Below are 12,390 nucleotides of genomic sequence, written 5' to 3'. Positions count from 1 at the left end.
ATTCCCACCGATTGAACCAGTTATAGAGGGTCTTATAACTTATGCTGAAAATATTCATTAACTCTCCTTTTTTTACTTCTTGCGAAGCTAATATGAGGTAATGTGCACGCGTGACGTACCTGATGATGTCGGCTTTGGCGATAAATTCGCTGTAACAATTTAGACGAAAGAGGATTTATTTCCCTGATAAACATCATATGAAACTGTAATTAACTCATAATTTTGCCGGAAATATCATTATACTATGTATTTGTGTAAGCGTTGCTTGCCGAAGCCATCGCATCCCTCTTTAAAAACTATCCGGAGTATTGTTAAATCATGCAAATTACGATCGACATTCCCGACAATCTACCTCTGACTGAAGCCGATGTGCGACTCGAACTCGCGATCGTACTTTATCAGCAACACAGCCTCCGTCTCGATCGAGCAGCTCAACTCGCTGCAATTGCTGTGGACGACTTCTATCAACTATTAATCGACCGCAATATCGTCACCCCGCCTGCCGATCCCGATGACGAACCCGCCGAACTCATCCTCGCCAGCCTCCGTACATCCCTCCAGCAAATTAAAGAAGGCAAATTACACCCTATTGCCGAACTGTGGGATGACATTGATGAATGACGGCACACCCCACATCCAGCTTGTCTTTTCCGATGAGTTCAAAACACGACTTCGCACCCTCATTAAACGCTACCGCAGCATCCGCACTGACCTACAACCCCTACTTGATGAACTCCTGTCTGGTAACTTCATCGGCGACCAAATCCCCGGCACTGGCTACACCGTATTCAAAGTCCGCCTCAAAAACAGCGACATCCAAAAGGCCAAAAGTGGTGGATACCGAGTGATCTATCAACTCAGGGGCGATACCTACATCTTACTCGTCGTTATCTACTCCAAGTCAGACCAAGATGACATCCCAGCTAATCAAATTCGAGACATTATCGATCACCTTTGAAAAAATAACCAAATTCATAATAATGCTAGGACGATCGCACTACGAGCAACTGCGATCGACTTTGGTAAATTCATGTGTTATCTGCAATATAAGTTTGACGCTCTTGTATCTCTAATTTGTCGAGCTTAGTCATATCCCTTATTTTGGTCATATTCCTCATTTGGTGTTGCCGCTCCCCACAGACAGATAGAAGAAGGCTCGATCGGGCAATTTCTGGGAGCGATCGGATTTCGGCGGAGGTCGAGAGCGGTCAATTTAGTCAAAGATTTTAACGGTTTGATGTCGCTGATTTTATTTTTGTACAGTTCGAGCTATGTCAGGTTAGTCAAGGATTCTAGTGGTTTGATGTCGCTGATGTCATTTCCGTTGAGGTCGAGCTGTTTCAGGTTAGTCAAGGATTCTAGTGGTTTGATGTCGCTGATGTTAGAGTAGCTGAGGTCGAGCTGTTTCAGGTTAGTCAAGGATTCTAGTGGTTTGATGTCGCTGATGTTAGAGTAGCTGAGGTCTAATTTTGTCAGACTCAAAAGTTCTCGATAGGCCTCATCGCACTCAGTAGTCCCTGCTTTCTGCAACAGCACCTCAACAGTACGTTTAGCTTCAGGAATCAAATCAGCCCTTTCTCGACACCAATCAGCAAATGTTCGTCCGCTCTTGGACGATCGCGGTTCGGAGATTAAGCTATAGTAAGTCTATTTGAGTCGTGAATGTAGAACCACCTGAAACGTTTGTGATGATTGAATCCATTGTTTACAAATCAAATGGTTTTGCGATAGAAGGTTGATTTCCGCATGATGCTAGGACGATCGCACTACAAGCAACTACTATCCACTTTGGTAAATTCATATGTTTGTATGCCACTATAAATGTTATAATCTTGTACCTCTAATTTGATAAACTGTATTTTAAATAACTCTTAAAAATCAAAAGGAAGCTGAAATATAGATAATTTTTCAGCTTCCATTTTTAATTAATTTTGATTAATTTAACGCAGACCCAGCCAGGTGAAAAAATCCTGGCGGGTGAAGAACTCTAGCAGCAAAAGTCCCACGAATCCCACCATCGCAAATCGGCCGTTGATTTGTTCTGCATAGGCATTCCACCCAAACGCTGGTTCTGGTTTTGGGGTATTTGGGGTTGTCGGTTTTGGGGATGGAGGAGTTTTAGCAGTCATTTAAAAGTTTTGAGTTTCGTGTTTTGAGTGATGATTTTTGGAAAGCTTTGCGATCGCACAACTTGTAATTTACCAGGAAAATGACAGCCGATCGCTAATCTGCGGACTTTTCTAAACTTTGAACCGATTCGATGAGATTTCGCACGGTTTCAGTACCTTCTGAAGGCTCAAAAAACAGCGGGAACTTGCCGCGAGCGATCATTCTCAAACCCAACGGGCCCAGACTCAGCAAACCTTTAACATCGCGGAAGTAGTTTCCTACTACTTCAATGCCAAATTTGCGCTCATCTATCCAGCCGCCTTCTTTGACGAGATCGATTAAAACTTTGCGGTGGCGGATCGATCGACTCGCTTGGTCGTCTTTGCGATCGAGAATCTCCTGTTTAATCTTACCAATTTGATCCATCGGCGCAACTTCCATCGGACAAACCGAGTTGCAGTAGTAACAGCGGGTGCATCCCCAGACGCCTGCGGTACCCTCGTTGTATTTTTCCAGTCGATTTTCGGTTTCGCTGTCGCGGGAGTCGGCGATCGTGCGGTAAGCTTTGGCGAGGGCGTGGGGGCCGACAAATTCCGGGTTAACTTCGCGGGCGTTGCACTCAGAATAGCACGCACCGCAGAGGATGCAGTTGCCGGTTTGGTCGAGTTTCGATCGCTCTTCTGGAGTTTGCAGAAATTCGCGTTCTGGAATTGCTCGCGAGGCCGTGCTGACATAGGGTTCCACTGCTTCTAGGTTGTCCCAAAAGCTGGTCATGTCAACAACCAAATCTTTAATGACCGGCATATTTCCCATTGGGGCGACGGTGATTTCTGGGATGAAATCGGTAGGCATTTCTGCTGAGCTGGAATGGGCTATTTTTTGCAGTCTTGCGAGTTCGCTGGCTACATTTTCTTTGCAAGCTAATGCCGATCGACCGTTAATTCGCATAGAACAACTGCCGCAAATTGTATTGCGGCAATTTTTGCGAAAAGCTAAAGTGCCGTCGTGTTCCCACTTAATACTGTTGAGGCAGTCGAGGATGGTATTGCTCTCTTCCACATCTAGGGTGTAAGTGTGAACCCGGGGAGCCTCGTTTTGATTTTGGCGCACTACATTAAAGCGGACTTTCATATTTTGAGTAAGGAATTTAGTGTCTATTTTAAGCTAATTTTTCGGACTCTCTAGAAAGCTCTTATTTTTTTAACAACTACCTAAAGTAAGAGATTTTAAAAAAATTTATTATTGTTTGATAAACATCAATAATTCTCAAGTTATAAATCCTAAATTGCCACTTTTTTAAGCGGATTTGTGAGCTATTAATTGGAGATAAAAGTAACTAATCGCTGCAATTTCGCTAGTTCGGAGGTGCGTGATGTCCAGCTTGTTTGTATTAACTTTCATGTTTTCCACACCGGCTTTTTGTCTGGGTCTGCTAAATCCTCAATGGGTGGGACTGGGAACTCGCAAGCGATCGGCTGCCTTGTACGGCGGCTTGATGGCAGTTTCGTTCGTTTTGCTTGGGGTGACAGCACCTAAGCCATTGCAAGCAGCTTCATCGGGGCTGCTGGCCTCAACTGAATGGCCAGAATTTAGGGTAAGCGCACCTTTGCGCTGAAGGTAGCTGGGTATGCATTTCACTTTTTTGGCAGCATTACAAGAAATTTTACCAGGACTTACGGCCAGTTGGGGCGAGAAACTTAGTTTTTTAAGAAAAATATTTGGTTCTACTCATTTACTGCAATTAAAAACCCCGGTTTATAGGCGTCGGAGTGCGATCGCGAACTGTAGGAAAAAATCGTGGTTTTAGTAAGGAGAAATACACTCAGAAACCGGATTGCAGCAGGGTCTGATGTCCAACGTTCTAGTTTACGTCGTAAATCATAGGGATTTGTGAGTTTGCCGGCGGATAAATAAGGAAGTTAACTTCTCAGAATTTACGCACAGGGATTAAAGAAATCGGGTTGTTTAAACAGATATCCTTCGTGCTTAACCTCGGATTTTGGTAAAAGAAACCCGATTTTTGCGTGCTGGATTACTTCTCTTGTTTACTGGTAAAAGTGGCTATGTTTAATTTTTTCGTCCTAAGCTTTCTATTGTCTATCCCGGCCTTCTTTCTGGGTATTGTTAATCCGAAATGGGTGGCCGCACCAACCCGCAAGCGATCGATCGCGATGTACGGCGGGTTGATGGCGGCTTCGTTTGTGCTTGTTGGCGTCACCGTACCCCCTCCGTCTCAGGAAGTTTCAGTGGCGCTTACTGCCCCAAGCGATCGACTAGAATCATCTCAAACCGCTAAGCCCTCACTGCTTTCGGCAGTGCCGACACCCAAGCCGGAGACTGTGAAAACGCCGACACCAACACCGAAACCTGCCATTTCTACTCCCGCACCTGCACTTGCCAAACCAGAGTCCGATCGCAAATTGCCATCTTCAGTCAAATCTGTTGAACGAACCGCAGAGATTGCTCTTGATGCACAGCCGCCAAAGGAAGATACCAAGAAAGTTATTTACGAGTCTTCTAAACCCAAGGTTAAAAGTAGTGCCGATTTTCCGAGTTGCGTTAACTCGGATTGCAACTGTTCTGACTTTTCGAGTCAAGCCGAAGCGCAGCGAGTGTTAGAGGCATATCCGGGCGATCCGTTTAAGCTCGATCGCGATCAAGACTCGATCGCTTGCGAAACGCTGCCTTAGATTTAATCTGCCAACAGCCTCGGTTAATGATGAAGGCTTTTTTCGGTGATAGTACGAATTGAAGAACGCAAATCGATCGGCTAAAATTGTGTAATTGTTGAGCTTGCGGTGCGGGTGCAGCTATGACTTACAGCTTGAGAATTGTCGATTTGCCAACGAGTGAACGGCCACGGGAACGGCTGATGGCGGGCGGCCCGAAAAGTTTGGCGACTGCAGAATTGATTGCGATTCTCCTGGGTACTGGTCAGGGACCAGGCAAACTTTCCGCCGTCGGGCTCGGACAGTATATTTTAAATCAGTTGAGTTTGCACCAGCGCGAGCCTCTGGCTGTGCTACGCAGTATTAGCGTTCAGGAGTTGACGCAGATTCACGGGATTGGCCCTGCCAAGGCAACTTCGATTTTGGCTGCGGTGGAGTTGGGGAAGCGGGTGTTTCAGTCGCGGCCGCCGGAAATGGCTGTGGTTGACTCTCCGCAAGCGGCGGCAGATGCCCTGAGTCAGGATTTAATGTGGCAGTCTCAGGAACGTTTTGCTGTGGTGCTGCTGGATGTGAAAAATCGGCTGCTGGGTACTCAGGTAATTACAATCGGCACAGCAACGGAAACTTTGGCTCACCCACGGGATATTTTTCGCGAGGTGATCCGCCAGGGGGCGACACGGGCGATTATCTCGCACAATCACCCCTCCGGGATTGTGGAACCAAGCCCAGAGGATATTGCTTTGACGCGACAGTTGCTGGCGGGAGCGCAGTTTTTGTCGATTCCGCTGCTGGATCACTTGATTTTGGGTAACGGGGATTTTCGGAGCTTGCGGCAGACGACGACGCTTTGGGACGAGTATCCCCAGGGCGATTGAACTCTTATACTTAACTAATTTCATTACTATCATTAGTTATTTGTATCTTTGGACTCTCCGACGGCTGAATCAGCCCTGACAGCAGGCAAATTTTCCGGCTGGAGTCCCCCGTGATAGCCTGTTTTGGCTGAATGTCGCTGCTGATACTGCGTTTCGAGCACAACTCGGTTAATCTAGTATAAGTAGGCTGAAGAGGTCGCTAATCCGATTTTTTTTGAGCATACTAAACTTATACTGAACCAGCACCTAAATACCCAGTTATTAAGAAATTATTAAATGGGATGTAAAATACACGGTGTGGTGATAGGAGGAGAACTGTGTTTCTGAGACTTGCAGAACAACACCGTAAATTCGTTCAAGATTTGGTAATGAACCTCCAAGCTTTAGCGATCGTGCTAGAGCATCGGGGTTATCTGGCATCCTGCTACACTTGCGGGGGTCAGATGAACAGTGCCTCATTTATGGTCAGTTTGACGGACAACCATCTGATTCGATTTTTAGTGTCAGATTACGGTATCACTTGGACTGAGATGCGGGACGACCGCGAACTCATGAAACTAGAAGGTGCAGAAGCTATTAATCAGTTACAAGAACTGGCAAATCTCGTAAAGTATCAAATCCAACCTTCGGAAGCTACTTTAGCGACGGCGCAGTGATTTTAGCGATTGCGCGGTTCCGAGGAAGGCGACGCAAGAAAGGCAGTGCTTGTCTGCTAAAACCGAATCCCCAGCGAGTTAGTCGAGAGGGTTCATTTAGGTAGACAGCGATGGCTGCTCAACAGACAAGGGTGCTATCAGGCTGCCTTCAGACGGTTTAGCGCTCAGTCGATCGAAGTGAGCCTGGGCAGACGGCATACTTTATGCAAGAAGTCTCAAACTTGGAACCTCTAGTTTTTTTCCAGAATTTGATTCTCCCTTGAGAGCGATTAGCAAAATGTAGAAGTGTGACTGCTCGTTGGCTGCGATGTTAATTTCTCCCTTTGGCATTCACAAGTCAAGGAATTGAAATTAACTTTAAGCAGGCCGGTATAATTTAACATCCAGAGTGAGGATGAGGCTGTGAAGATTGGGCGAAGCGCAGACTCGGGGCTATGGCCTACGGGCGATTCAGGAGTCAACTGCAAAGCCAGTAAGGCTTAATTCCAGCCATTAGTCGTCTGGGCTTGATTGGAAACATCTTCATTTGTCTAAAATTCCTTGTTTGGATACCCGCGAATTCCATGAGACTGTTGGCGAATCAATACTTTGTTTCCTTGGGGCTTTAATCATGAACCGCAAAGATGTCAAGTACGCCAAGAAGGAAGAAGAAAGAGGAACAGGGAAAGAAAAATTAATTGCGGGTAATTACCGGAAATGATCGAAGAGGGGTGCGACGGGAGCAAATGTAAGCTGTCACCCTTCACGGATTCGCCAACAGCATCACAGGCCGGAGCTTAAATTGACACCAATGCCCTTGTGGTCGCCCCACCAAAGTGTTGCCAACCCCCTACACTCGTCCAATTTCCGGTTGCATCCCCAGTTGGGCCGACACCGGCAGATGCTCTGAACCAATTGGCGGTAAAACCTTGGCTGATTTTGCCCCCCAGTGGTGAGAATACCAAACATAGTCAAGCCTCACGAGGGGAAAATTTAATTTCCAGTTTAACTGTTTAACCAGTAAACTCAGATCCCACCCGTGAGGAAAAGTAAAGCCAAAACCCAGTCCTGCTGTTCGGAAAGCATCTTGCATAACCGCTTTCAAATAATAGTAGTCTTGAGACTGGTCAGTCAGATTAAAGTCCCCGGCCGCAATAGTCGGCAGCGTTTCTTTCTGGAGTCGCCGCACTAAATCTTGAATTTGTGCTGGTCGGTCGCCGTACTCGTAAACTGGGATTTTGAGAAAAGGCAAAATTTTATGCTGGCGAAACCACGGTGGCGTTGTTGAAATGTTATAAAGAACTACATCTTGCTGGTTCATTTCGATAACAGCTCGTTCCTGTGGTTCGTTCCCACCTGCTAGCTTTAACTTTTGGAAAGAGCGAATTGGATATCTGCTGAGAATCACATGGTATCCGCGCCCCAGGTGGTGCGGGTATAATGTGGCCAACTTAGAGAATACTTCTTTGGCGTAATCCTCTTTAATTTCTTGCAAACAAATGAGGTCGGGTTTTTCTTCCTCAATTAGGTTAACCAAAGCTTGTGGGGATTTGTGATGCCAGCCGAGGTTGAGAGAAAAAACCTTGAGGGTTGGCTGGGAGTCACTAATGTTCGCCGGCTGGGGAGAAAAGTAGGTGACGTGTAGCCAACCCAGCAAACAGATGCCCGCCACAGAGGAAACAATCGCGAACCGGCGTTTCTTTATGATAAAAAACCCTAGAAGTGGCAGCAGGAAGATTGGCAAGAAAATCCAAGGAACAAAATCCCCCATCAAGGCAATCGGCCACAGCCTGTCCCAAAAGATCAGTCTCAGAATCAGATAGCTGACAATCAGTGCTGAGTAGGCGTAGGCGAGCAGTTGAACAATTCGCTGCAAAAATCGGTAAGGCTTAATCATAGCGCCGTCTGCAATAGCATCCTCTTACTGGTGTGGGGACAAAAAACTGGATACTGCTGAGCTCAAATTAACTGAAATGGCCGCTCCCCTGCTGAGCCTAGGGAATACACTTCTCCTGTGTCCGGCTCTTTTATTTTATACAGACTTCTGGCTGGAAACAGTGATTGAAAATCCCGATCGATAATATTGCTATTTAGAGTAAGTTGTTGGTTAAACCAAAATTAGCGATCGCAAAGTTAGGAATCTCAAGCAAATGATCAATCTCAGCGAACTTCTAGAACCCATCGCCAGTCAATTTCGCAGTCTGGGAATTCCCGAACCAATTACCCATTGGGGACACCCTGTAATGATGGGGATCGTGGTAGTGGCGATGGGCAGTTTTGTCGGGTATACGGGATGGCAGGGACGTTTGGCCACCGATAAAGATGTCGCACTCAAAAGTCGCTCGGATCACCGCAAGCTTGCACCGTGGATGTTTCTGTTTCTAGCTTTGGGCTATACAGGCGGCTTGCTGTCGCTGGTGATGCAGCACCAGCCAGTCATGGAAAGCCCGCATTTTTGGACGGGTTCGGCAGTGCTGGTTTTACTGGCTATTGGCAGCTTGATTTCGCTGACGGGTTTTGGGGGCAATAAGCTGGCACTGCGCGCAGTTCACGCTTATTTAGGCACGACGGCTTTAGCACTTATGGTGCTGCACGCGGCTTTCGGTTTAAAATTGGGGCTGTCTATTTAGAAGAGGAAGAGGAAGGGGAAGGGGAAGGGAAAGAATGTAAGGAAAGAATTTTTGCCATAACTTACGCACGGGTAGCCAGAAACCGGGTTTTTTACCCAAGTTCACGGCATTTAGCCCTTTACCCCGGTTGAAAAACCCGGTTTCTTTGGTAAGGAGTGCATAAGTCTTGCATAGGTTTCCCTGAAATATTCCCCCTCTAAATTGCTAATAATTAATGAATCAAGCAACGGGTGTCATCTTCTGTCTTGCCTACATTTTGGGATTGATTTCTACAGCGGTTTCTTGGGGTAGATACGCGATACTTGCTTTGGGAATAGCGGTAGCGATCGCCCTGCCGAAATTGTTGCGAAAATATACTAAAAATTCTGTCAAAGTTACTAAGAAAAGACGCAGCCGACAAAAAGAAAATGCTCTTGAAGAACCCTTAGATGCGAGGGAAGAATTGAGTTTGTTGGAGATGCTGCCGAGAGCGAAATGGGTGTGGGCGGTGGCGGGTTTGGTGGCATTTCTAGCTAGCGTTTATTTTGCAGTTCGATCGCCCCAACCGGCAATAGATGACATCAGCAAACTGATTCCGGCGGTTGGGAACACTCAAGAAGTGGCGGTGACAGTTCGCGGTAGAGTTGTCAGTACGCCTCGATTGACTCTATCGGGTCGATCGCAATTTTGGCTAGAAACAGATTTAGTTAGCGAAATCAACGGCGGCGAGGGAGGAGCAGTTGTAAACCGCCCAGTATCCGGCAAACTCTACGTTACAGTGCCGCTGCTGCAAGCAACGGGTTTGTACGCCGACAATACGATCGCAGTTGTGGGTTCCTTGTACAAACCCCAGCCGCCGTCGAATCCGGGGGCTTTTAATTTTCAAGCATATTTAGCCAGAGAAGGGGCTTTTGTAGGGCTCAAAGGGCGTCAAATTGACTGGAAGAGAGAAAAGGCGATCGCGGATGTAAATCGAGTTAACAGCCAAACGGCTGCTTTCTTGGAGCCAAGCGGGATGCAGCCATCGAAAATTCAAGCGATGCGGCAGCGGATCGTGCGATCGCAACTATCGCACTTAAATGTTCCCGAAGGGCCCTTGATCAGTGCGATCGCCCTCGGCAAACAAGCAGTCGATTTACCTTACAACATCCGCGACTATTTTGTGCAGGCTGGATTGGCCCACGCGATCGCAGCTTCCGGCACTCAAGTTTCGATGGTTTTGGCTTTAGTTCTAGCTTTAACCAGGCGTTTTTCCAAACAACTACAATTTAGCTTGGGCGTCGGTGCTTTATTTTTGCTCGTGGCATTAACTGGCTTTGAAGCTTCAGTATGCCGCGCCGCTTTGATGGGATTTGGAACACTATTTGCTTTGGTGCTGAACCGCCAAGTTAAGCCGCTGGGATTGCTGTTAATCGCTGCTACTATTTTACTGCTACTTAACCCTTTGTGGATTTGGGATTTAGGTTTTCAACTGAGTTTTTTGGCGACTTTGGGGTTAATAGTGACAACGCCCCCGCTGATGGCAAAGTTGGACTGGATGCCGCCCGCGATCGCTTCGATTCTTGTGGTTCCGATCGCGGCTTCAGTTTGGGTGCTGCCACTGTTACTTTACGTTTTTAGCGTGGTATCACCTTACAGCATTTTAGTTAATATTATTGCGGCTCCTTTGCTGTGGATTTTGAGTATTGGGGGGATGGTTAGCGCTTTAGCTGGATTGATTTTTCCGCCTGCTGGCAGTGTTTTAGCACAACTGCTGGACTATCCGGCAAAGGGGTTAATTGCGATCGCCCAATATTTCTCGCAATTACCTGGGAATTCGGTAGCTGTCGGTCAAGTATCTGTGTTTCAACTAATCGCGCTTTACAGTTTAATTTGCTGGGTTTGGATCGGGGGAAGTTCGGCAACGGATTCTGTAACGGATGTCACGGATAGAAGGAGGAAGGAAGAAAAAAGAAGGAAGCCGGAAGCAGTCAGAGGGAAAAACCAGGAAAAAGGGAAAGGGAAGAAGGGGAAAAGCAGAGTTATTGAGCTGCCGAGTTTTTCATCTGCTTGGATTTTACCGCTAGCGCTGGTGGCGGGAATTAGCATCATAGTTTTGCCAGCTTGGCAGGTTCAATCATCTTTATTTCAAGTTACTTTGCTGGCGACATCTGGCGATCCAGTTTTAGTAATTCAAGATAGGGGAAAAGTGGCGCTAATTAATAGCGGTGATGAAAATACCGTAAGGTTTACAGTGTTGCCTTTTTTGCATCGGCAAGGAGTTAATTCTGTGAATTTTGCGATCGCCACTCACGGTCATTTAGGATTGAGCGGTGGTTGGGGAAAATTACTAGAACGCTTGCCAATTAAAACATTTTATGATAATAACGCTCCGAAACAAATTCATCGCGGCAACAATCAGGAATTTATAACGGCTGTGCAATCTCGCCAAGGCGTTTACTTTCCTTTAGAAACTAACAGTACAGTTGATCTGGGTTCGACGCGGTTGCAGTTGGTGAATGCGGAGATTCCGGTGGTAGAATTGCTGGTGGGCAATAGAACTTGGTTGCTCGTCGGTGAAATGACACCGGAAGCGCAAAAAAAATTGGCAGCAACGGGAACCTTGAAGCCGGCTCAAGTGCTGTGGTGGTCAGGAAAAGCCCTGACGGCTGAGTTATTAAGCGCGGTTGGGCCGCAAGTGGCGATCGCATCTGCTAACGAAATCGACCCAGAAACCGCCGCCCAACTGCGCCAAAGCAAAACCCAGATATTCTGGACAGGGCGCGACGGAGCCCTCCAGTGGACTCCAGCAGGGGGATTTAAGACCACTTTGGAATCTGAAGAAAATCAAACTTCTTTTTTATAATGATTTACAATGTGGCGCACTGTGCGGTAAAATACTTTTAGCTCACATCTCAAATCAATTGGAGAGGTGGCAGAGCGGTTGAATGCGGTAGACTCGAAATCTATTTTAAAGGCAACTTTAACGTGGGTTCAAATCCCACCCTCTCCGTACATCCCTTGCTACACAAGGCTTTGAGGTTATCAGCTTTTTTAGCCATCTGTGCAATTTATCGGTAGTGGTATATAAAAACGGTATATAAACCGCTTTTATATACCACTTTTTGCTTTCACTCCACCCCGCATCAGGGCGATCGGTCAGGGTAGGAGTATCTCTAAAATTGCCTCCACATCTGCCAAGTCAGCCTTCGACTTTTTACGCCGCGCTTTTAACTGGTTGAGCAAGTCGGCCGGCTCTGGGAAGTCTGCGACGGTCGGAGCCGAGTTTTTATTTTCTTCCCGATCACGCCGCACTTCCTTGAGTTCTTGCTCCAGCATCTGCACCTTCAGTCCTAAATCGCCGTTGCGCTCGTGTAACTGATTCAGCTCTACATCCCATTCTGCAAGTTGCTTGTTGGCCGCTTTCAATTCCTGCCCATTGCTAACAAGTTAGAAGGGGGTAGATTTTGTCAATACCTCTTAGAATAGAAATATTAGGGAATAATAATGATAA

Annotated in this window: 15 protein-coding genes and 1 tRNA gene; 9 read left to right on the top strand and 7 right to left on the bottom strand. The window is 46.7% G+C overall.

Annotated elements, in window-relative coordinates; translation table 11 throughout:
- Window positions 1-318 precede the first annotated feature (318 nt).
- Both QUA36_RS29620 and QUA36_RS29615 read left to right on the top strand, forming a co-directional pair.
- Window positions 319-621, top strand: a complete 303-nt coding sequence (locus QUA36_RS29620) for a UPF0175 family protein (protein ID WP_333459969.1) — start codon at window positions 319-321, stop codon at window positions 619-621.
- The gene (locus tag QUA36_RS29615) at window positions 605-958 is read left to right on the top strand and encodes a type II toxin-antitoxin system RelE/ParE family toxin (protein ID WP_333459968.1); all 354 of its coding nucleotides are present in this window, start codon (window positions 605-607) and stop codon (window positions 956-958) included. Before QUA36_RS29620 ends, QUA36_RS29615 begins: the two co-directional genes overlap by 17 nt.
- Before the next feature lie 125 nt (window positions 959-1,083).
- On the opposite strand, the gene QUA36_RS29610 is transcribed toward QUA36_RS29615, so the two are convergent.
- The 4 genes from QUA36_RS29610 to QUA36_RS29595 form a co-directional block, all read right to left on the bottom strand.
- Window positions 1,084-1,221 (bottom strand): hypothetical protein, encoded by a 138-nt coding sequence (locus QUA36_RS29610; RefSeq protein ID WP_333459967.1) that lies wholly within the window; start codon window positions 1,219-1,221, stop codon window positions 1,084-1,086.
- Window positions 1,222-1,269: 48 nt separating this feature from the next.
- Window positions 1,270-1,566 carry a leucine-rich repeat domain-containing protein gene (locus tag QUA36_RS29605; protein ID WP_333459966.1) on the bottom strand — a complete coding sequence of 99 codons (297 nt, stop codon included), beginning with the start codon at window positions 1,564-1,566 and terminating at the stop codon, window positions 1,270-1,272.
- A gap of 374 nt (window positions 1,567-1,940) precedes the next feature.
- Entirely contained in the window at window positions 1,941-2,129 is a 189-nt protein-coding gene (locus tag QUA36_RS29600; protein WP_333051883.1) for a chlorophyll a/b-binding protein, read from the bottom strand.
- A gap of 94 nt (window positions 2,130-2,223) precedes the next feature.
- A complete protein-coding gene (locus QUA36_RS29595; protein WP_333457101.1) occupies window positions 2,224-3,240 on the bottom strand; it encodes a succinate dehydrogenase/fumarate reductase iron-sulfur subunit in 1,017 nt (338 codons plus the stop codon).
- A 241-nt stretch (window positions 3,241-3,481) separates the two neighbouring features.
- Here QUA36_RS29595 and QUA36_RS29590 point away from each other — a divergent pair, with 241 nt between their 5' ends.
- The 3 genes from QUA36_RS29590 to radC all read left to right on the top strand — a co-directional run bounded on the left by QUA36_RS29590 (window position 3,482) and on the right by radC (window position 5,653).
- On the top strand, window positions 3,482-3,724 hold the full coding sequence (locus tag QUA36_RS29590) for a hypothetical protein (protein ID WP_333459965.1): 243 nt from the start codon (window positions 3,482-3,484) through the stop codon (window positions 3,722-3,724).
- 523 nt (window positions 3,725-4,247) lie between these two features.
- Window positions 4,248-4,799 carry an excalibur calcium-binding domain-containing protein gene (locus QUA36_RS29585; RefSeq protein WP_333459964.1) on the top strand — a complete coding sequence of 184 codons (552 nt, stop codon included), beginning with the start codon at window positions 4,248-4,250 and terminating at the stop codon, window positions 4,797-4,799.
- Between the two features lie 122 nt (window positions 4,800-4,921).
- Window positions 4,922-5,653 (top strand): RadC family protein, encoded by a 732-nt coding sequence (radC, locus tag QUA36_RS29580; RefSeq protein ID WP_333163083.1) that lies wholly within the window; start codon window positions 4,922-4,924, stop codon window positions 5,651-5,653.
- A gap of 32 nt (window positions 5,654-5,685) precedes the next feature.
- On the opposite strand, the gene QUA36_RS29575 is transcribed toward radC, so the two are convergent.
- Window positions 5,686-5,814 (bottom strand): hypothetical protein, encoded by a 129-nt coding sequence (locus QUA36_RS29575; protein WP_333163085.1) that lies wholly within the window; start codon window positions 5,812-5,814, stop codon window positions 5,686-5,688.
- A 156-nt stretch (window positions 5,815-5,970) separates the two neighbouring features.
- On the opposite strand from QUA36_RS29575, the gene QUA36_RS29570 reads away from it, so the two are divergent.
- A complete protein-coding gene (locus QUA36_RS29570) occupies window positions 5,971-6,309 on the top strand; it encodes a DUF1815 family protein (RefSeq protein ID WP_015176985.1) in 339 nt (112 codons plus the stop codon).
- A gap of 829 nt (window positions 6,310-7,138) precedes the next feature.
- Here the strand turns inward: QUA36_RS29570 and QUA36_RS29565 are convergent.
- On the bottom strand, window positions 7,139-8,185 hold the full coding sequence (locus QUA36_RS29565) for an endonuclease/exonuclease/phosphatase family protein (RefSeq protein WP_333459963.1): 1,047 nt from the start codon (window positions 8,183-8,185) through the stop codon (window positions 7,139-7,141).
- A 253-nt stretch (window positions 8,186-8,438) separates the two neighbouring features.
- On the opposite strand from QUA36_RS29565, the gene QUA36_RS29560 reads away from it, so the two are divergent.
- From QUA36_RS29560 to QUA36_RS29550, 3 genes are all read left to right on the top strand, one after another.
- Window positions 8,439-8,918: a DUF4079 domain-containing protein gene (locus tag QUA36_RS29560; protein ID WP_333163089.1), complete on the top strand. Its 480-nt coding sequence runs from the start codon at window positions 8,439-8,441 to the stop codon at window positions 8,916-8,918.
- A gap of 214 nt (window positions 8,919-9,132) precedes the next feature.
- The gene (locus QUA36_RS29555) at window positions 9,133-11,742 is read left to right on the top strand and encodes a ComEC/Rec2 family competence protein (protein WP_333459962.1); all 2,610 of its coding nucleotides are present in this window, start codon (window positions 9,133-9,135) and stop codon (window positions 11,740-11,742) included.
- Window positions 11,743-11,802: 60 nt separating this feature from the next.
- Window positions 11,803-11,889: transfer RNA gene (locus QUA36_RS29550), tRNA-Ser, on the top strand.
- A gap of 146 nt (window positions 11,890-12,035) precedes the next feature.
- Here the strand turns inward: QUA36_RS29550 and QUA36_RS29545 are convergent.
- Window positions 12,036-12,305, bottom strand: a complete 270-nt coding sequence (locus QUA36_RS29545) for a flagellar alpha dynein (protein ID WP_333459961.1) — start codon at window positions 12,303-12,305, stop codon at window positions 12,036-12,038.
- Between the last annotated feature and the right edge of the window lie 85 nt (window positions 12,306-12,390).

Source organism: Microcoleus sp. Pol10D4, assembly GCF_036701555.1.
Taxonomy (GTDB): Bacteria; Cyanobacteriota; Cyanobacteriia; order Cyanobacteriales; family Microcoleaceae; genus Microcoleus.
Note: the sequence above shows the minus strand (reverse complement) of the source record. Positions and strands in the feature narration are given on the sequence as shown.

Bases quoted from the DNA above. Each gene is read 5' to 3' on its own strand.
- QUA36_RS29565 (WP_333459963.1), bottom strand. From the start codon at position 8,185: ATGATTAAGCCTTACCGATTTTTGCAGCGAATTGTTCAACTGCTCGCC.
- QUA36_RS29615 (WP_333459968.1), top strand. From the start codon at position 605: ATGACATTGATGAATGACGGCACACCCCACATCCAGCTTGTCTTTTCC.
- QUA36_RS29600 (WP_333051883.1), bottom strand. From the start codon at position 2,129: ATGACTGCTAAAACTCCTCCATCCCCAAAACCGACAACCCCAAATACC.
- QUA36_RS29620 (WP_333459969.1), top strand. From the start codon at position 319: ATGCAAATTACGATCGACATTCCCGACAATCTACCTCTGACTGAAGCC.
- radC (WP_333163083.1), top strand. From the start codon at position 4,922: ATGACTTACAGCTTGAGAATTGTCGATTTGCCAACGAGTGAACGGCCA.
- QUA36_RS29560 (WP_333163089.1), top strand. From the start codon at position 8,439: ATGATCAATCTCAGCGAACTTCTAGAACCCATCGCCAGTCAATTTCGC.
- QUA36_RS29595 (WP_333457101.1), bottom strand. From the start codon at position 3,240: ATGAAAGTCCGCTTTAATGTAGTGCGCCAAAATCAAAACGAGGCTCCC.
- QUA36_RS29555 (WP_333459962.1), top strand. From the start codon at position 9,133: ATGAATCAAGCAACGGGTGTCATCTTCTGTCTTGCCTACATTTTGGGA.
- QUA36_RS29590 (WP_333459965.1), top strand. From the start codon at position 3,482: ATGTCCAGCTTGTTTGTATTAACTTTCATGTTTTCCACACCGGCTTTT.